Below are 19,614 nucleotides of genomic sequence, written 5' to 3' on the forward strand. Positions count from 1 at the left end.
ACTCCCACCGTGTCCATCGTTTAATTTTTATTAAGATTCAAAAAAACGTCAAAACCTTAATGCAAAAAGGGTTTTGGCGTTTTTTAGTGTTATGTAGTTTCATAGAATTTTAAAAACTTGACTGCAGTGTAAAATGGGAGTAATCTACATTAGTTACTAAAAAGAGTTATTGTAATGTAACATTTCTTCAAATTTACTGCCAATAAAATTAATGTAAATTAATATAAATCCAGATTTGAATTTAAATAACTGAAAGGTTGGTGCAAAAATGAAAAATCTATTAAGCAAAAAAGATTATCTTTCAAACAATTTTTTAGGGATATACTTATTAGCTGTTTTCATGTTATGGACTAAAACATATATCACGCAAACATCACAATTTGAACTAGGTGTAGAAGGACCTCTTCAACAATTCCTTTTAATAATAAATCCACTAGGTTCAGCATTGCTATTTCTAGGATTTTCATTTTTATTTAAAGGGAAGAAAAAATATACATCGATACTTGTTGTTTACACGCTTATGTCAATTCTTTTATATGCGAATGTCGTTTATTACCGATTTTTTAGTGATTTTATTACATTACCTACGCTTTTCCAAACGCAGAACTTCGGGGATTTAGGTGGAAGTATTCTTTCGTTAATAAAACCTTTTGATATCTTGTTCTTTGTGGATGTATTTGTAATGTTTTACTTACGATTCTCAAGAAAAATACAAAAAGAAACAAATCGTTTGGGATATAAAAAAGCAATAGCGATTATTGCTTTTGCATTAGTATTATCAATTATAAATTTAGGATTAGCTGAATTGAGTCGTCCGCAACTATTAACTCGTGGTTTTGATAGAAACTATATTGTGAAATATCTAGGAATGTATAACTATTCGATTTATGACTCAGTAGAAACGATGGCAGCATCATCGCAGAGAGCTTTGGCGGATAGTAGTGACATTACAGAAGTGATTAACTACACACAATCTAACTACGCCAAACCTAATGAAAAATATTTTGGTGCAGCAAAAGGAAAGAACGTCATCTATTTACATTTAGAATCATTCCAAAGCTTTCTTATCAACTACAAATTGAATGGTGAAGAAGTTACACCATTTTTAAATTCATTAACAAAAGATGAGAATACAACGTATTTCGATAATTTCTTCCACCAAACAGGCCAAGGCAAAACATCTGATGCAGAATTTATGCTAGAAAACTCTATATTTGGGCTTCCGCAAGGGTCTGCTTTTATTACAAAAGCACAAAATACGTACCAAGCAGCTCCTAGTATTTTAAAAGATTATGGGTATACATCAGCTGTATTCCACGGTAATAACGGCAGCTTCTGGAATCGAAATGTAGTTTATAAATCATTTGGATTCGATAACTTCTTTGATGCTAGTTATTATGATACGAGTTCTTCAGATGACATGGCTGAATATGGTTTGTTAGATAAACCATTCTATGAACAATCTGAAAGTCTTTTGAGTTCGATACCACAACCTTTTTATACGAAATTTATTACAGTAGGAAATCACTATCCGTATGATATTAATCAAGACTTAGTAACAATAAATAAAGCTGATACTGGAGATGTAAGTGTTGACGATTATTTCCAAACAGCGCGTTATACAGATGAAGCAATCGAAACAGTCTTCAATCGATTAAAAGAATTAGGTTTATATGATAATTCAATGATTGTTCTTTATGGTGACCATTATGGTATTTCAGATAATCATAAAAAAGCGATGGGACAAGTCATGGGAAAAGAAATTACGCCATATGAAAGTGCTAATTTACAACGCGTACCATTATTCATACATGTTCCTGGAGTGCAAGGTGGTACCAACCATACTTATGGTGGCCAAACAGACCTTCTTCCAACGTTGTTACATTTACTAGGAATTGATTCGAAAAAGTTTATTCAGTTTGGTTCAGATTTATTATCAGAAGAGCATGATGAAATTGTTCCATTTAGAAATGGTGGTTTTGTCAGTCCTGGGATTTATTCAATTAATGAAAAGTTTTATGATAATAAAACAGGCTTACCATTAGATGATAGTCAATTAGAATCTGCAAATACAATCAAAAAAGAAGTGGATTATAAATTGGAACTTTCCGATAGAGTTGTGAATGGTGACTTATTGAGATTCTATACACCGACAGGGTATACAGCAGTGGATCCTTCACAGTTCAATTACAGCAAAGATGCGAATGTAAAATCAAACGAATGATTGAAATAAGTTTGGCTTATCTGTGCAAGAGACAATAATGAAAGATTTCAGTGTATATTCAGAGTGGTATCTCGCCCGGTTACCTAAAATAAAAAAGAAAGGACCTTCCCGTCATAACGCATTGGGAGGTCCTTCTTTTTTTTGCAACAAAGCTATACTAGCTTAACATTACAAAACTAAGTGAGTTGAAAATACACTTTATCTTACTTTTTGCCTTCTCATCCATTGCGTCGCAACCCATTTTTCACCAATTTCCACTGGTGCTCCGCCGTGTAGAGTTAAATTGTTTAACGTTTGATCGTTATAGAAATACTCGAAGTAGACGGCCATTCCTTTTCGGGGTGATACAGAAAAGTTCAGGTGAGGGAAGAACGTTTCTCCACCCTGTTCTACATCATTTAAGTACATGACGAGCGTACTGATTCGATTGTTTGTTACTGTACTTGTTGATGAGAAGAAATCATGATGTGCTTTGTACTGTTGACCTGGAGTATACTGAAGGATTTGAAGACCTTCTCCGTGTTCAATGGGTATATTCATAACCGTTGCGATTCTTTTTTCGATCCTCGCAACAATGAGGTTTTCACTTTCTTCAATAAACATACTACTACTTGTTCTCAACGCATTTTCTACTCGTGTAGAGCCGATTTTTGAACGTTTCATTTTGTCTTGAGACAATCTGATTAGTTCATTACACTCTTCGTCGCTTAACATATTGCCTAAAACGACAATCAATGGTTCCTCAATTCTAGCGACGATGTCAATTTCTCTATCTGTAATAATTTTCTTACCAATGTGATGAAATATCGTTTGCTCTCTATTTTCCGCTATCAACTTCGAACACCTCTTAAATTGTTTGATTTTCAAAACAAATACGTGCTTCGGCTATGAGTTTATAGCTAATAACGGACTTCTTTTACGGTTCACACCTCCTCTTTAAAATTCAATTAAATTTATTTTAGCATGATAGATTAGTTGACGTAAAATGTGAATGTAGTAAAAAGGATAGTAATATATTCCTGTTTTTGTTAAAGAATCTCAGTTGTTAATAATCTATGCTGGCGGCGAACTCTTTATTCTCGTTTTGGGTGCCAGGTTCTAAAATAATTCGGAATTCAATGCTAACCTAGTAGCCTTCACTAGCATCCTACAGGTCGATTATTAGTCATCATCAAAAACCTTATACGGCAGGCACTCTTTGCCACGCCTAATAGTTGCAGTCCCATTAGTCGTTGTATAAGGTGGAATTTCAGGAATAACGTTCATGACTAATAACCTGATTGAATCATTTTTATAAAATATCTCATCAAATGAAGGTGTTAGATGGGGATTTGTATTTTCATAAATTCTATTTTGTAATTCATATATATCCACATCAAACGGAATCCCTTTTAACACATTATCAATCCCTTTTATCCTATCGGCCACGCCGAAGACAACACTTCCCCCACCACCGTTCGCCATACAAACAGCATATCTAATCATCTTTAAAACATTATCTTCTCTACATCGATCATTCCACTGTTTGAAATCTAAATCTTGTGCCTCAAAATCGTCTGCAATATAATATTCCAATTGACAAATAATCTCCATTATTTCACTAATACTTTTCATTCAAACCTCCTCCTCTCCAGCCAAAACTCAACTATATATTCCACGTAAATACGTTGATTCAGTCCAACGGCAAAGGGAATTCCCATGTATAACAATTATATTAATTGAAACTTCTTTCTATTATATTCAAAGATTTGATTTATTGATGGGTGCCTAATCAGGTAGGGACTACGGCTAACTATATGTAAAAATCTTACTAGTTTTATACTCGGGTAAGGGATTGCGAATAACGCTGTGTTACAAACTATCATTATTGTTTACACTCTGCGATAGTATCTGGCACGAAGTACTTTATAATGTGTGTGGCATTCCTTTGCTGATTTGGTATGATTATCCAAAGGGGGATTTATAATGAAAAAATTCTTGTACCTGCGAAAGACGGAATTCAGAAAACTTTTCTGTATAGGTACACCGCACTAACGTTTAAATTATATTGTGTGCCAGGCACTCGACACTGAAAAGGAGTTGGAGATACAATGTCAAATACTGAAGTTGTGACTGGCTTCATTTCTAAAGGAAATAAATACTGTGATGATTGTCTTTCTGAAGCCCTTGATATTAAGCCAAGGCAACAAATAAATCAGATTTGTCGCAAGTTGGAAAAGGAAGGTAGCTATCAGAGAGAAGTTGGTCAATGTGCTAATTGCTCAAAAGATAAGCTCATCACATTAGAATTCTAATTTTATCCAACCTTGAATTATGCCTTACGTGGATGTATGAGAGCGGCCACTTCAATATTTCGAATTCGTACGCTTAATCAATGCTATATAGGATTCGACCTTTGAAGGTATGGTTCAAGGTTGGATTAAGAAGATAAATTATAGATCTAAAATTAGGCGCCTATGTTGCGAAAGTACCTTTCACTACAAAGAAATATATGATTTGATGATGGAGAAGTTTAACAAATGGAATGAAGAAATGTAGAAAGATTTATACAACTTATTAATGATAGTTAAAAGGCGACTACTCTATTATTGGTAACCCGTTCAGTTGAGTGATGCAAAAGCTGAAACAACAAGCGAATTAACACAGAATTAGAACATCAAATGGCATTGGAATTAACGGTGCCATTTTGATGTTCTAAACAGACTATTGGAATAATTATGCTATACTAATGATAAAGTAAGTTTAGGCTCACAGTTCAACAAACGGGCTGATTTCGAATGTTGATAAACTGTTGCTTTTCGTTCCGGCGTACGCTTTCCGGAAAAGAAGAATACAAACCATTCTTCACTGGGCGTGGCTTGAGCCAAGCGAACTGCGAAGGGGTCGCTTTGCCGTATTTCTGTGGTTTTGCAGAAATTAAGGCAGCTCTTAGACCGCTCCGTCCAGGGTCTCAAGGCTCACGCTGAACCTCCCGGAGTCGACGCCTACACTACAAGCAACGGAGAGTATTATATATATGACCATTCAACAAACGGGCCAGTTAATGGAGGAAGAACCTCAAAAAAACTGAATACTTATAGTAATGTATTGCTATTTAAAAAAACTTCCACAAATTCTTATGAGATGTGATATTAAATAAAAAAGAGATTAAAGGGGGGGATTGTGGTTTATTTACATGCCTTTTCATTTCCAAATGATGATATGGAATTTGACTTTTTCATGAAAATAAAAAGAACGTGCTATGACTCGTTTTACCCATTTAAAATTTTATCAAAAAATAGCTTTGAAACGATTGTTTTTGAGCCAGTGACGGTTTTATATGGTGGAAATGGTTCTGGAAAATCTACTGCATTAAATGTGATAGCAGAAAAAACAGGAATCAAACGGGATTCTATCTATAATAAATCTAATTTCTATCCTGATTATGTCAGTATGTGTGAAATGCAGCTTAAAGAAGATATTCCCGAAAATAGCAGGATTATTACTAGTGATGATGTATTTGACTATATGTTGAATATCCGGAATCTCAATGAGGGAATAGACCAAAAAAGAGAAAAACTTTTTGAGGAATATTTGGATGCGAAACATTCCCATTTTCAGATGAAATCTATGGAAGATTACGAGCAGTTAAAAAAAGTTAACACAGCTAGAAGTAAAACACAGTCCCGTTTTGTGAGAAATGAATTAATGGATAATGTGAGGGAATATTCGAATGGGGAAAGTGCATTCCTATATTTTACTGAAAAGGTTGGCGATAATGGACTTTATATTTTGGATGAGCCGGAAAACAGTCTTTCTCCAAAACGCCAGGTGGAATTGGTGAAATTTATTGAAGAATCTGCCCGTTTCTTTGGATGTCAGTTTATCATATCAACACATTCTCCATTTCTACTATCCATGAATGGGGCAAAAATTTATAATCTTGACGAAAAACCTGTTAAGGTGAGACGCTGGACGGAATTAGAAAATATCCGTACATACTATGAATTTTTCAAAAGACATGAAAACAAGTTTTGAAGTTGTTGAAGAACATTGAATAATACTTCAAGAAAAATCCGGTTCATAAAAACTATTCAATTAAATGGTGCGGATTGTGGCATTAGAAATTTGAGGGGACCTAATTAATTAGGTCTCTTTTTATTTGTGAAAAAATCAACATAACTTTAACCAACAAATTAGCATGGATTTTAACATATGTATTCGCAAGACTACAATAGTTATTGTATGTCTGTTGATTGGTCTGCTAATGAGCTGCTAAAGCTGTTGCTTTTCAACCCCAAAGGTTGATACATAGGGAAACAAAGACACCTAATTCATATGCGAATTAGGTGTCTTTTTGGATGTTTAATTGCGTTTTTGTACCAGTGAAATGAACGGGTTACTATTATTTGAGCAGTCGCCTTGTTGCGTTTGTTTATTTAATAATTATTATCCCCTTGTTGATCCGTATTCTGACATCTCAATAAATGATGCGTGGTGCAAGTTTCCGAAACATTTCTGAATTCAATGAGTAACTAACACTTTTTATAAATAGTAGTTCGTTTGAAAAGAGTATACCAAAATATCGAAGCTTATTTGAAAGCCCATTAGTAACTAAAATGAAAGTGCAAGTGTAGAAAATCTTTGCGCAGGCAGTTATTACTCTTAATGTATTTTTATATTAGATATTTTGAACGCTCCGTATTGATCAACGATGACCGTATACGTTTTGTGGCGGTCGAAATATTCAATGTCACCAGAGGCACTGTAAAAATCGAATGTTTCGTTCGTTTGGACATAGTATTTTCCGTTGTCGTAAGTAACATCTAAGATGTCATTTTCAATAAAGTAAAATGTATGCCCCTGATAGGAAATATCGGCAATATATTCTTCGAGCTCTTTGGAGGCATTATCACTAACCATGTCTGCGATCCAGTAAAAGTTGTTGTCATTTAGTGCTTGTTCGTAATACATACGGAAAGATTGAACGAATTGACCTGCGAATAAATCTTCGTAATCTTCTTCGTAATTTTCATCGTTATTGTAAGGATCATTTACATAATAATTTTCATAAATCCCAGCAGCTGCAAGGATATTTTCTCGTGTCATTGGTTTTTTTATCCACTCATCAAAATACTGCGTCATGCTATACAATGGGATAGAAAAGCCGAAGTTCGTACTTGTTTCGGATGTGACGAGTAAGGAATTAATACCAATTACTTTCCCTGTTGTCGCATCAATAAGTGCACCACCACTACTTCCCTTGTCGATTTGCGCATCAAGTTGATAAATTTGTTTGTAAATAAAGCGGCCGGATTCCATATCCCGATTTAGCCCAGTTATATACCCAGTAGAAGCAGAGTTTTCAAATATTTGTGGGCTACCGAATGCAATAACTTCTAGTCCAATGGATGATTCCTTTTTTTCTATTGGAAGTGGTGCTTCATTGGCATAATGCGGCACATGTAAAAGAGCGATATCAAAATGCTCAGAGATGCCGATGACTTTGGCATCAAATTCTTGTCCGTCTGTACTTCTTACCTTAACGTCGATTTCTCTGTCTACGACATGGGCATTTGTAACGACATAGCCACCTTTTTCATATAGAAACCCAGAGCCATGTCCGTGAGAAGTTAATATTGTAAATACTTTTTGCTGTACATCTTTAATAAGTGCAATGCGATTTGTTACTTGTGGCGTTTCTTTTGGTAACACATCTTTTGTTATCGCATCTGTTGTTTGCTGTACTTCGGGAGGGGAAGTCTCAGTATGGATAGCTGTTTTAGGGGTTTCCTGTGTTATTTGATAAACTTTCCATACACCATAGCTAACGCCTCCCAGGATCAAAAATAAAGTAACTACTAATACCCACATTAAAACTGGGATTTTAGTCTTTTTAAAGTCTTCACCACAGAAAGAACAAAAATTAGCGTTTGGATCATTTTGACAACTACAATTTTTGCATTTCATTAACTTATCCTCCAGTTCTTTTGGATGTATTATAAAATACCTATATAGTTCTATTATAGTCTAACTAATTTTTGAAAACTACAAAGTCTTATTTAATATGATAGTATTACCTGAGAATAGTATGATTTGAGCACAATTCAGAGTTTATTATTTTCTTTTACTTCATTCAAAAAGAGCGATATACACTGGATTAAATTACAGACGGATAATATGTATTTCTGAAGTACCCAGAAGAAGTTAATCAGTTGGATATCCGGCAAATAAAATCAACGTGAAAATTGTTGAAGGCGATATTGTGAATATAAAAGATATTGCTTCAAAGCTACGCAAGATTTATTGTAAATAAACTTAGTAATGTTATCTTCCTCAAAATAAATGGAACTCCCCAAAATAAAGCTATTTCACATGCGTCCGATTCATCTGAAAGTTTTACTGATAAATAATCGCTGTATCTTTGTAGCATTTCACGCGTTATTATTGCTTTATTTTTAACAAGTACCGTTGCAATATCGAATTCTATATTCGGTTTTGCAGAGGTACTTGTTTTTAAATATTTATTTTTCTACAAAACTTTGATTATGATTTGTATACTGCTTTTCGCAAAGGTGAAACTTGGGTAATATTCCTAATGACTGAACGTCAATGGTGTAGATACGACATTTAAAACGGAAGGTATTTATGTACACTTAAAAATCTTTCGAAACTTAAGGTGTGTTTACATTATTAAGACCAGTTTTATGACGCTATTAATTTGTTCGCTGCTTTTATTTGTAATCTTCATTATCCCTAAATTAAGAAATAACGTGATCAACAGTTTCATGGTAATTATTTTGTCGATTATGTACCTAAGTACAGCGAGTGTTTTTGTTTATTATTTAACAAAGCCGAAAGAACAGGCTGAAAATTTAAGTATTGGGTGCCAGGACATCTAACAACTAAAAATTGTTTCGTTTCCTGGCATCTTTTAATATTTAGAAATTAACAAAAAGAAAGCTACATGAAGACTAAGATCTTGAAGAAATATCATTTTGCTAGCGGTTATGATTTATCAACAGAGAAAATTAGTAAGTTTGTTTCTGATGCCTATACTTATAAAGTGGTGAAGGTCAATCGGGAGATTAGGGATGGTATGGTATCTATGAAATTAAATTCTTTGGTTATAGACGGATTATGAACAACATAAACGGATTGAAAAGCGTTGTTTACAATTATTTATACGCATTTGACACAAACTAAGTGCTAAAGAGGGAATATTATCTCAGTCATTTATGAATAAAAACCCAGGTACCTATTGGAACACTAGATGACAATTCAAGAACATCATGATTAAACATTCTAATACATCCATGTGAGACATTTTTACCGATTGAAGCTGGATTATTTGTTCCATGAATACCGTAATGAGGTTTTGATAACCCCATCCAAAGGATTCCAAATGGACCACGAGGATTATGTTGTTTATTGATAATTGTGTATGTTCCAAAAGGGGTTGGTGATAATATTTTCCCAACAGCAATCGGATAAGACTTTATGAGCTTATTTCCATCGAAAAGTTTTAATTGATGTTGTGATGTTGACACGACAATCCACCTCGCCATGAAAAATCAACTCCTCTTTTTAATTATTGTATGAGTAACTCAGGCATTTGTTAATTAACAGGATTTTATTGAAAAGTTAATATGGAAAGAAAGCAAAGATTCTTAATGAACAGTTCGATGATAATACGCAACAATAAGAAATAAAGGAATTCTCCCCTTTTTGTAGAATGTTGAAAGAGGGAGGGATTTATCATGACTAATGAAGAAAAGATTAAACTATCGGATATGCTATTACAAAGTCTTTATGATTATCATTTCGCTAATAATGGAGGAAGTTATACATTACCTAAAGCGATGGTAAACGCAGATTTAAATAGTAAAACGGCCATTGAATACCTTTTAGAAAATGACTATGCTGCTGATAGTGGGCAAGGGTCAGATAATCTAGTTTTAGCAATAACGCCAACAGGTATGGAATATATTAAAAATAAATAACATGCATTAAGCAATAGCAGGACGTCCTTAGAGGCGTTCTTTTTGATTTCAAAATTTTTGAAGGTGTGAGGTGGATCAAACAAAAAGAAGCAACCACCCACAATCCTACCAAGGATAAAAATGGGGGTTACTTCATTTGTTGGTGTAACTATGATTAGCAATCTGTTATATAGACACCATTAAGCTTTAATCAATACATTTTATGTTTAGTATTTTAGACCAAGATAGAAAAATCACCAATAAACGGTTTAATTTCATGGCCTTCTTCAACACGCATTGGCCAATCTGGATTTGCTAAAGCCCCTTTACCAATGACAATTAAATCGGCTTCCTCGTTCGCCAATAAGCTTTCTCCTTTTTTAGGATCTTCCAATTTTCCGCAAGCTAGTACCGATACGTTTGTATACTTCTTAGCCAATGATGCGAGCGAAGGTCCGTCAGCGTTAAATGTGGGATTGGTTGCGTCGTATTCATTAAGGTGAATATAGTCTACGCCTGCTTGGTCAAGACTACTGAAAATAACTTCAGCATCTTTTTCGCCATTCGTCCATTTGTAGTTGTAATCATTTCCTTTTGATTGGGAAAGACGAATGCCAACAATAAAGTCAGGACCAACAGCGTTGCGTATGCCTTGAATTACTTCTAGTGGAAAACGTAATCGGTTTTCAATGGAACCACCGTATTCATCTGTACGTTCATTTGTATAATCGGTTATAAATTGGTCGAGTAAATAACCATTCGCCCCATGAATCTCCACGCCGTCAAATCCCGCCTCCATTGCGCGTAGAGCAGCATTTGCAAAACTTTTAACGACTTCACTCATGTCTGCTTTACTCATTGCTGTAGGAATAGGAAATTCACCCGTTCCGCCGAAAGAAGCAAGGGCAGCGTTTGTGATAGGTTTAACAGCGGAAGGTGCAATCGTTTCATTAGAATAGCGATTACCTTGTGATAACGCACCAGCGTGCTGTAATTGGCAAATGATTTTACTTCCGTGCTCATGGACAGCATTTGTAACCTGCTGCCAAGCTTGAACTTGAACATCATTCACGATTCCGGGCTGGTTTACGTATGCTTGGCTGGAAGACTCATCTATGTAAGTGCCTTCTGTAATGAGTAAGCCGAATTTCCCTTTAGCGAAGTTTGCATAATAACGGCTCATCGTATCTGTAGCGAGACCATCTTCACTTGCAATCATTCTTGTCATGGGCGATAGGACGATACGATTTTTTAATCTTATGCCATTAAGTTGAAAATCTGTAAATAAGTTTTGATATTGTACCAATGTAGTCATCTCCTATGAAATATATTAATTTTAAAAGAGTGTCTCGTCTCTATCAAAATAGTTAGCAAGCTAATCTTATCAATGTATCGCTTAAACGTCAAAAAAAGTTAGGCTTGTCATCATTCGTGCTTTATGTGGTTTCCTTCTTATAAGTAGAAGAAGTGAACAAATTCCACGAGTTGCACACAAAAATACTTTAACTTTAATACACAACAGCACTACGTTTGTATGATTAATGCTGATGATGTATGATATACGTTGAGATTACTTATCGACAAAAAAATGCTAAAGAACATTTAAATTAAGAGTGAAATAATATAAAACGGAAAAAGAGGAGGCATCTACGCCTCCTTTTTTCCGTTGTGAATAGGAGGCGATGAATTTGCGAGGTATGTATATTCACATCCCGTTTTGCCATCAAATATGTAACTACTGTGATTTCAATAAAGTGTTTTTTAAGAACCAACCTGTAGATGAATACATTGAATCAATTGGTGAAGAACTTGCTCTATTAAAAAGAGATGGTGTTCCGTTTAATCAACTTGAAACAGTTTTCTTAGGTGGAGGAACGCCTACATCTTTATCTGAAAAACAATTAGAAAGACTTCTTCAAATCATTCATACTTATGTAGATGTCGCTTCATTAAAAGAGTTTTCTACAGAAGCAAATCCTGATGAATTAACTTATGGAAAACTTGTGGTGTTAAAAAATGGTGGTGTCAATCGACTAAGTATAGGTGTCCAATCATTTGACGAGGAATTACTAAAAAAATTGGGACGCACGCATAGTCCGAATGATGCCGTCCGTGTTGTGGAAGATGCACGAAAAGTTGGATTTGATAATATTAGCATTGATTTAATATACGGATTACCGAACCAGACAATTGAACAATGGCAAGATACGCTCGTGAAAGCTACGGATCTTGGGCTTCAGCATTATTCAGGGTACTCGCTTATTGTTGAGCCTAAAACAGTTTTTTATAACTTAATGAATAAAGGTAAATTACCACTGCCGGGTGAAGATATGGAAGCAGAGATGTTTGAAATGCTCATACAACATATGGAGAAACTCGGGCATTCGCAGTATGAAATTAGTAATTTTGCTGTTTCAGGTTCCGAATCAATTCATAATCTTCTATATTGGGAAAACACTACGTATATCGGTGTAGGTGCTGGTGCACACGGCTTTGTATCAGGTGAACGCTATTCGAATATTGGTCCACTCAAAAAGTATATGGATAAGGTTGAGTTAGGAGAACGTCCGATTCAAGATACCCATACCGTAACGGAACTTGAATCAATGGAGGAAGAAATGTTTTTAGGTCTACGTAAAATTAATGGTGTATCAGTTTCGGAATTCTACAAAAAGTTTGGAAAAACGCTTGATGATGTATACGGAGAAAAGATTGAAATGCTTGTCGCTAAGGAATTAATTATAAAAAATGATGATCATGTAAAGCTTACGCATCGTGGTATTTTTAGAGGTAATGAAGTGTTTCAAGAGTTTTTGAATTGAAGTCGAGTCAATTCGTTGACAGTCACGTTTTATTTTGTTAAATTATGAGTAGTATTAGCACTCGACATAAAGGAGTGCTAACAGGAGTGATGATCATGTTGACAAGCAGACAATTACTCATTTTGCAACTCACGGTCGACGACTTCATTAAAACTGCAATGCCTATTGGTTCCCGGCAGCTATCAAAAAAACCGGAAGCGCCATTTAGTCCGGCGACAATACGTAATGAGATGGCTGACCTAGAAGAAATGGGTTACTTAGAAAAAACACATACATCTTCAGGTAGGGTACCTTCTGAAAAAGGCTACCGCTATTATGTCGATCATCTGCTTCCCGGTCAAAAACTGGATAAAGCAGATAGTAAACAAATTCGTTCTATTTTTAAAGAGAAAATTGTTGAAACAGAAGATTTAATTCGTAAATCAGCTTATATTCTTTCTGATTTAACGAATTATACATCTATTCTATTAGGACCTGATTCAACAATGCATCGAGTAAAACGATTTTCTATCGTGCCGCTAGATGCTAAAACGGCAGTTGCGATTATTGTTACAGATAATGGGCATGTCGAAAATCGTCTTTTTAATGTACCAGATGGATTTACAGCTTCTGACATTGAAAAAATGGTTAATATTTTGAACGATCGTCTCATTGGAACACCACTTATTCATCTACAAAGAATACTTCTTCAAGAGACTAAGTGGATTCTTGAACAGCATATTGACCAAGCTGGTGCACTTTATTCATCATTTCAAGAAGCGATATCAATTGCGCCCGAAGAGCGACTTTATTTCGGTGGAAAAATGAATATGATGAATCAACCAGAGTTTAATGATGTTCAAAAAATGAAAAACTTTTTTGAGCTAATTGAAAAAGGAGCACCTTCTGCTACATTTTTTGAGGACCTTGGAAAAGGAATTGCTGTACGTATTGGCTCAGAAAACGCTCACGATGCAATGGGGAATTTCAGTGTAATCACTGCGACATACTCTGCGGGTGAGTCGATGAATGGGTCGATTGCAATTGTAGGCCCTACTCGAATGGACTATGGTAGAGTAATCACATTATTAGATTTGCTAAGTCATGATTTATCTCAGGAATTAGCGAGAATGACGATAGGTAACGGAACTGCTGGGAGGAACGAGAAAAATGAAAAAAAATGAAGAAGTCGAAGTTGAAGAAGTAATTGCCGAAGAAACTAACGACGTTGAATTAACGAATGAAGAAGCTTATCTCGAATTAGTTGAAGAAGTAGCTGATAGTGAAGTAGATTTGCTTAAAGCTGCTTTACAAGAAGAAGAAAATAAACGTCTGCGCTTGCTTGCAGATTACGATAATTTTAAAAGAAGGGCTTCACTTGATAAAGAAGCGCTTCAAAAGTATCAAGCACAAAGCATTTTAACGAGTTTGATTCCAGTTTTAGATAGCTTTAAGCACGCATTATCAGTGGAAGCAATTAGTGAAGAAGCACTTTCAATGAAAGAAGGAACGGAAATGATTTATCGTTCTTTAACCGAAGCGCTAAAAACTGCAGGTCTTGTTGAAATAGAAGCGATTGATCAGGAATTTGATCCGAACTTCCATCAAGCTATTATGACAGACAGTGTTGAGGATAAACCAACAGGTGTTGTACTTGAAGAAATGCAAAAAGGCTATATACTGAAAGACCGTGTGCTTCGACCTTCAATGGTTAAAGTAAATGAGTAATTAAAACTGAAAAAATGACAAAAAATTAAACGAATTATATTTAGGAGGAATTTTATTATGAGCAAAATTATTGGTATCGACTTAGGAACAACAAATTCAGTAGTATCGGTTTATGAAGGCGGAGAGCCAAAAGTTATTCCGAATCCAGAAGGTAACCGTACAACACCATCTGTTGTTGCATTCAAAAACGGCGAACGTCAAGTAGGGGAAGTTGCAAAGCGTCAAGCAATTACAAACCCAAATACGATTCAGTCTGTTAAACGTCATATGGGATCAGATTTCAAAGTAAAAGTAGATGATACAGAATATACACCACAAGAAGTTTCTGCTATGATTCTTCAATATTTGAAAGGTTATGCAGAAGAATACTTAGGTGAAAAAGTAACGAAAGCAGTTATTACAGTACCTGCATATTTCAGTGATGCACAACGTCAAGCTACACAAGACGCTGGTAGAATAGCTGGTCTTGAAGTAGAGCGTATTATTAACGAGCCAACTGCAGCAGCACTTGCATATGGTCTTGATAAGACAGATGAAGATCAAACAATTCTTGTTTATGACCTTGGTGGCGGTACATTCGACGTATCTGTTCTTGAATTAGGTGACGGCGTATTCCAAGTACTTTCAACAGCGGGTGACAATAAACTTGGTGGAGACGACTTTGATGATGTCATCATAGACTATCTTGTACAGGAATTCCGTAAAGATAACGGTGTTGATCTTTCTAAAGATAAAATGGCTATGCAACGTTTGAAAGATGGTGCTGAAAAAGCTAAGAAAGATCTTTCGGGTGTTACATCAGCACAAGTTTCATTACCATTCATCACTGCAGGAGAAGCTGGTCCACTTCACTTAGAAGTTACACTTACTCGTGCGAAATTTGATGAATTGACTGCACATTTAGTTGAGCGTTCAATGGTACCAACGCGTCAAGCAATGAAAGATGCAAATCTTACATCAGCTAATCTTGACCGTGTTATTCTTGTCGGTGGATCAACGCGTATCCCTGCAGTACAAGAAGCAATTCAAAAAGAAACAGGAAAAGAGCCATATAAAGGCGTAAACCCAGACGAAGTTGTAGCAATGGGCGCAGCTGTTCAAGGTTCTATCTTAAGCGGAGACGTAACTGACGTCGTATTACTTGACGTAACGCCTCTATCACTTGGTATTGAAACAATGGGCTCTGTATTTACGAAGCTTATCGAACGCAATACAACGATTCCAACAAGTAAATCAGAAGTATTCTCAACAGCTGCTGACAATCAACCTGCTGTAGACATTCACGTACTACAAGGTGAGCGTCCAATGGCAACAGACAATAAAACGCTTGGTCGTTTCCAATTGACGGATATTCCACCAGCACAACGTGGTACGCCACAAATTGAAGTTACGTTTGATATTGATAAAAACGGTATCGTAACGGTAAAAGCGAAAGACCTTGGTACACAAAAAGAACAAAATATTACAATCCAAGCTGGTTCATCATTATCTGATGAAGATATCGAGCGCATGGTTAAAGAAGCGGAAGAAAATGCTGAAGCAGATGCGAAGCGTAAAGAAGAAGCTGATTTGAAAAATGAAGCTGATCAACTCGTTTTCCAAGCTGAAAAAGTTGTGAAAGACCTTGGAGATAAAGTGTCTGAAGAGGAAATTAAGCAAGTTGAAGAAGCATCAGCTGAACTTACTGCAGCACTTGAAGCAGGAAATTTTGAAGATGTACGCACTAAAAAAGATGCATTAGAGCAAGTTGTTCAACAGATGTCAGTAAAACTATATGAGCAAGCAGCAGCAGATGCTGAAGCAGCTCAAGGCAGAGAAAATGCCGAAGCACCTGATGACGGTGTTGTTGATGCTGAATTTGAAGAAGTAGAAGAAGAAGATAAAGATAAAGTTAATAAATAATATATATAAATAGATTTTGTTGACGGAAAAGTCAAAGTCCGATATTCCGGCTTTGACTTTTCCTTTTTTTAAGGTTAATCGTAAATAATTAATTTAAACAGCGTTCCTTTTACGAATTAGTTATATAAGTGTTACAATAATCAACATGTAAATGTTTTGGGAGAGTGAAGTTATGAGTAAAAGAGATTATTATGAAGTGTTGGGAATAACTAAATCAGCAACGAAAGATGATATTAGAAAAGCGTACAGAGGACTTTCTAAAAAGTATCATCCAGATTTAAACAAAGCAGATGATGCCGTTGATAAATTTAAAGAAGTTACAGAAGCGTACGAAGTACTAAGTGATGAAGCTAAAAAAGACAATTATGATAGATATGGTCATGCAAGTCCTAATCAAGGTTTCGGCGGCGGTGGCGGCGCAGATGGCTTTGGCTTTGAAGATATATTTAGTTCGTTTTTCGGCGGTAGTGGGCGTAGAGCAGATCCGAATGCACCTCAAAAAGGGAACGATTTACAATATACGATGACGATAGACTTTATGGAAGCTGTTTTTGGAAAAGAAACAGAGCTTGAGATTCCTAGAGATGAAAACTGTAAGACTTGTGATGGTTCGGGTGCGAAAAAAGGTACTTCACCGACAACATGTACACATTGTGGAGGTTCTGGTGAGATTAGCGTAACGCAAAACACGCCACTTGGAAGAATGGTAAACCGCAGAGCTTGTCACCATTGTGCAGGAACAGGAAAAATTATTGTTGATAAATGTACGACGTGTCGCGGCGCGGGTAAAGTCAAAAAAGTATCGAAAATTAAAGTGTCAATTCCTGCAGGTGTTGATGACGGGCAACAGTTACGTGTATCAGCTCAAGGGGAACCAGGTAAAAATGGTGGGCCAGCAGGCGATTTATATGTTGTATTCCGTGTAAAACAGCATGAAAAATTCATCCGTGAAGATGACGATATATTCCTTGAACTAAGTTTAAATTACCCTCAAGCAGCTCTAGGCGATGAGATTGAAGTGCCGACAATACACGGGAATGTGAATTTGAAAATTCCGGCTGGAACACAAACAGGTACAAGGTTCCGTCTTAGAGGTAAAGGTGTCACAAATGTTCACGGTCGCGGTACTGGTGACCAACATGTAGTTGTAAAAGTAGTAACACCGAAAAAAATGACAGAAAAACAAAAAGAGTTAATGCGTGAATTTGCTGCAATTGGCGGCGATAAACCTGAAGAATATTCAAGCTCTTTAATCGATAAAATTAAACGTTCAATTAAAGGTGAATGAAGGGAATGAAACAATTTGAAATGGTCGGAAGTAGCAATTCACACAACGCATGAAGCAGTGGAGGCGGTTGCTAATATATTTCACGAAGCGGGTTCTAGTGGTGTTATTATTGAAGATTCAGTAGAACCTGATCGGATTCGGGATAATCTATACGGCGAAATTGTTGACCTTGATAAAAATGATTTCCCTTCTGATGGTGTTATCGTTAAAGCTTATTTACCTGTTAATAGCTTTCTAATCGAGACAATGAAAGAAATTGAGTTGTCGATAGCTAACTTGCCAAGCTTCGGATTAGATGTTGGCCGCAATGAAATTAAAACAAATGAAGTGGATGATGAAGATTGGGCAACAGCCTGGAAAAAATATTATCATCCAGTTAAAATATCTGGCCGCTTTACAATTGTTCCGACTTGGGAAGAGTATGTACCAGTTGAGTCTGATGAATTAATAATTGAGCTCGATCCAGGTATGGCTTTTGGAACGGGTACTCATCCTACGACAGTTATGTGTTTACAAGCATTAGAGAAATATGTAAAAGCTGGAGATTCCGTAGTCGATGTTGGTACAGGTTCAGGTGTGCTCTCAATAGGTGCTGCAATGCTTGGGGCGGCTAATGTTCATGCACTAGATCTAGACCCTGTAGCAGTGACAGTGGCGAACGAAAACATCGCTTTGAATAAAGTCGATAGCGTCATCACAGTAACACACGGTAATTTACTTGAATCTGTAAAAGGACAGCCAGATATTATTATTGCTAATATTCTTGCAGAAGTCATTATGACATTTACTCAAGATGCTTATACCTTATTGTCGGAAGAAGGATTGTTTATCGTATCTGGAATAATCGGTGATAAGCGTGATGTTGTAAAAGAGGACCTCGTAAGCAAAGGTTTTGAAATCATTGAGTCTGTTCTGATGGAAGATTGGGTTGCGATTATAGCTAGAAAAAGGAGCGTGTAACGGATTGCAACGTTACTTTTTAGAAAGTCCCTTTGATGAGCTTGGTTATGCTGTTGTTGAAGGTGAAGACCAGAAACATATGATAAATGTAATGCGTATGTCAATTGATGATGAAGTTATTGCGGTGTCAAACGGCAATGCCTTTTTATCGAAAATTGTGAACGTCTCAGCTGATGATGTAAAGATCCAGCAAATGGGCAGTGCGCTTCCATCTAACGAGCTCCCTGTGAGTGTAACGATTGCTTGTGGTTTAGCTAAAGGGGATAAGCATGAATTAATTGTCCAAAAAGGAACTGAACTGGGCGTTTCAACTATCATTCAATTTAAGGCTGAAAGATCAATTGTTAAATGGGATGATAAAAGAGGATTAAAAAAAGTTGAACGCTTGCGCAAAATTGCAAAACAAGCTGCCGAGCAATGTCATCGTACGGTAATTCCTGAAATCGGTGACCCGATGTCTATGAAAGCTTTGATTGATGTGTCGAGTAATTATGATTTGTTGTTGTTTGCAGATGAAGAAGATGCGAAGAGCAATGAGCCTCATCGAATTGCCGATCGAGTAAAAAAATTACAACACAATCAAACAGTACTTGCTGTTTTTGGACCAGAAGGAGGTCTGTCGAGAAATGAAGCAGAGATGCTTCTATCGGCAGGTTTTCTTCCCATGTCGCTTGGCCCGCGTATATTGCGTACAGAAACAGCGCCGTTGTATTTGTTATCTGCTATGTCTTATGAATTTGAATGAAAGAG

The 19,614-nt window shown here is 36.1% G+C and carries 17 protein-coding genes; 12 read left to right on the forward strand and 5 right to left on the reverse strand.

Translation table 11 applies throughout. The features are described from left to right. Positions 1 to 268: 268 nt before the first annotated feature. The gene (gene ltaS / locus AC3RV6_RS07320; RefSeq protein WP_489748794.1) at positions 269 to 2,224 is read left to right on the forward strand and encodes a lipoteichoic acid synthase; all 1,956 of its coding nucleotides are present in this window, start codon (positions 269 to 271) and stop codon (positions 2,222 to 2,224) included. A gap of 198 nt (positions 2,225 to 2,422) precedes the next feature. On the opposite strand, the gene AC3RV6_RS07325 is transcribed toward ltaS, so the two are convergent. After that, entirely contained in the window at positions 2,423 to 3,058 is a 636-nt protein-coding gene (locus tag AC3RV6_RS07325) for a 2OG-Fe(II) oxygenase (protein ID WP_489748795.1), read from the reverse strand. A 327-nt stretch (positions 3,059 to 3,385) separates the two neighbouring features. Next, complete coding sequence (locus tag AC3RV6_RS07330; RefSeq protein WP_489748796.1) at positions 3,386 to 3,838, reverse strand: ATP-binding protein; 453 nt, start codon at positions 3,836 to 3,838, stop codon at positions 3,386 to 3,388. Between the two features lie 476 nt (positions 3,839 to 4,314). On the opposite strand from AC3RV6_RS07330, the gene AC3RV6_RS07335 reads away from it, so the two are divergent. After that, positions 4,315 to 4,518, forward strand: coding sequence for a hypothetical protein (locus tag AC3RV6_RS07335; RefSeq protein ID WP_489748797.1), 204 nt, complete (start codon positions 4,315 to 4,317; stop codon positions 4,516 to 4,518). An 868-nt stretch (positions 4,519 to 5,386) separates the two neighbouring features. Continuing rightward, positions 5,387 to 6,241 (forward strand): AAA family ATPase, encoded by an 855-nt coding sequence (locus AC3RV6_RS07340; protein ID WP_489748798.1) that lies wholly within the window; start codon positions 5,387 to 5,389, stop codon positions 6,239 to 6,241. 627 nt (positions 6,242 to 6,868) lie between these two features. Here the strand turns inward: AC3RV6_RS07340 and AC3RV6_RS07345 are convergent. Further along, positions 6,869 to 8,173 (reverse strand): S1C family serine protease, encoded by a 1,305-nt coding sequence (locus tag AC3RV6_RS07345; protein ID WP_489748799.1) that lies wholly within the window; start codon positions 8,171 to 8,173, stop codon positions 6,869 to 6,871. A gap of 997 nt (positions 8,174 to 9,170) precedes the next feature. Here AC3RV6_RS07345 and AC3RV6_RS07350 point away from each other — a divergent pair. Continuing rightward, the gene (locus AC3RV6_RS07350; protein ID WP_489748800.1) at positions 9,171 to 9,347 is read left to right on the forward strand and encodes a hypothetical protein; all 177 of its coding nucleotides are present in this window, start codon (positions 9,171 to 9,173) and stop codon (positions 9,345 to 9,347) included. Positions 9,348 to 9,435: 88 nt separating this feature from the next. On the opposite strand, the gene AC3RV6_RS07355 is transcribed toward AC3RV6_RS07350, so the two are convergent. Then, positions 9,436 to 9,771 carry a L,D-transpeptidase gene (locus AC3RV6_RS07355; protein ID WP_489748801.1) on the reverse strand — a complete coding sequence of 112 codons (336 nt, stop codon included), beginning with the start codon at positions 9,769 to 9,771 and terminating at the stop codon, positions 9,436 to 9,438. Between the two features lie 192 nt (positions 9,772 to 9,963). Between AC3RV6_RS07355 and AC3RV6_RS07360 the strand changes: the two genes are divergently transcribed. Then, on the forward strand, positions 9,964 to 10,206 hold the full coding sequence (locus tag AC3RV6_RS07360) for a hypothetical protein (RefSeq protein WP_489748802.1): 243 nt from the start codon (positions 9,964 to 9,966) through the stop codon (positions 10,204 to 10,206). A gap of 214 nt (positions 10,207 to 10,420) precedes the next feature. On the opposite strand, the gene AC3RV6_RS07365 is transcribed toward AC3RV6_RS07360, so the two are convergent. After that, positions 10,421 to 11,491, reverse strand: a complete 1,071-nt coding sequence (locus AC3RV6_RS07365) for an oxidoreductase (RefSeq protein WP_489748803.1) — start codon at positions 11,489 to 11,491, stop codon at positions 10,421 to 10,423. A 391-nt stretch (positions 11,492 to 11,882) separates the two neighbouring features. Here AC3RV6_RS07365 and hemW point away from each other — a divergent pair, with 391 nt between their 5' ends. The 7 genes from hemW to AC3RV6_RS07400 all read left to right on the forward strand — a co-directional run bounded on the left by hemW (position 11,883) and on the right by AC3RV6_RS07400 (position 19,609). Beyond that, positions 11,883 to 13,007, forward strand: a complete 1,125-nt coding sequence (gene hemW / locus AC3RV6_RS07370) for a radical SAM family heme chaperone HemW (RefSeq protein ID WP_489749208.1) — start codon at positions 11,883 to 11,885, stop codon at positions 13,005 to 13,007. 95 nt (positions 13,008 to 13,102) lie between these two features. Beyond that, positions 13,103 to 14,170 (forward strand): heat-inducible transcriptional repressor HrcA, encoded by a 1,068-nt coding sequence (hrcA, locus tag AC3RV6_RS07375; RefSeq protein ID WP_489748804.1) that lies wholly within the window; start codon positions 13,103 to 13,105, stop codon positions 14,168 to 14,170. Next, positions 14,157 to 14,714, forward strand: a complete 558-nt coding sequence (gene grpE / locus AC3RV6_RS07380; RefSeq protein WP_489748805.1) for a nucleotide exchange factor GrpE — start codon at positions 14,157 to 14,159, stop codon at positions 14,712 to 14,714. Before hrcA ends, grpE begins: the two co-directional genes overlap by 14 nt. 57 nt (positions 14,715 to 14,771) lie before the next feature. Beyond that, positions 14,772 to 16,616 carry a molecular chaperone DnaK gene (gene dnaK, locus AC3RV6_RS07385; protein ID WP_489748806.1) on the forward strand — a complete coding sequence of 615 codons (1,845 nt, stop codon included), beginning with the start codon at positions 14,772 to 14,774 and terminating at the stop codon, positions 16,614 to 16,616. 172 nt (positions 16,617 to 16,788) lie between these two features. Next, on the forward strand, positions 16,789 to 17,904 hold the full coding sequence (gene dnaJ, locus AC3RV6_RS07390; RefSeq protein ID WP_489748807.1) for a molecular chaperone DnaJ: 1,116 nt from the start codon (positions 16,789 to 16,791) through the stop codon (positions 17,902 to 17,904). Between the two features lie 15 nt (positions 17,905 to 17,919). Then, positions 17,920 to 18,864, forward strand: a complete 945-nt coding sequence (prmA, locus tag AC3RV6_RS07395) for a 50S ribosomal protein L11 methyltransferase (RefSeq protein ID WP_489748808.1) — start codon at positions 17,920 to 17,922, stop codon at positions 18,862 to 18,864. Between the two features lie 4 nt (positions 18,865 to 18,868). Then, a complete protein-coding gene (locus tag AC3RV6_RS07400; protein WP_489748809.1) occupies positions 18,869 to 19,609 on the forward strand; it encodes a 16S rRNA (uracil(1498)-N(3))-methyltransferase in 741 nt (246 codons plus the stop codon). Positions 19,610 to 19,614: the final 5 nt, after the last annotated feature.

Source organism: Sporosarcina sp. So3-204 (assembly GCF_058068165.1).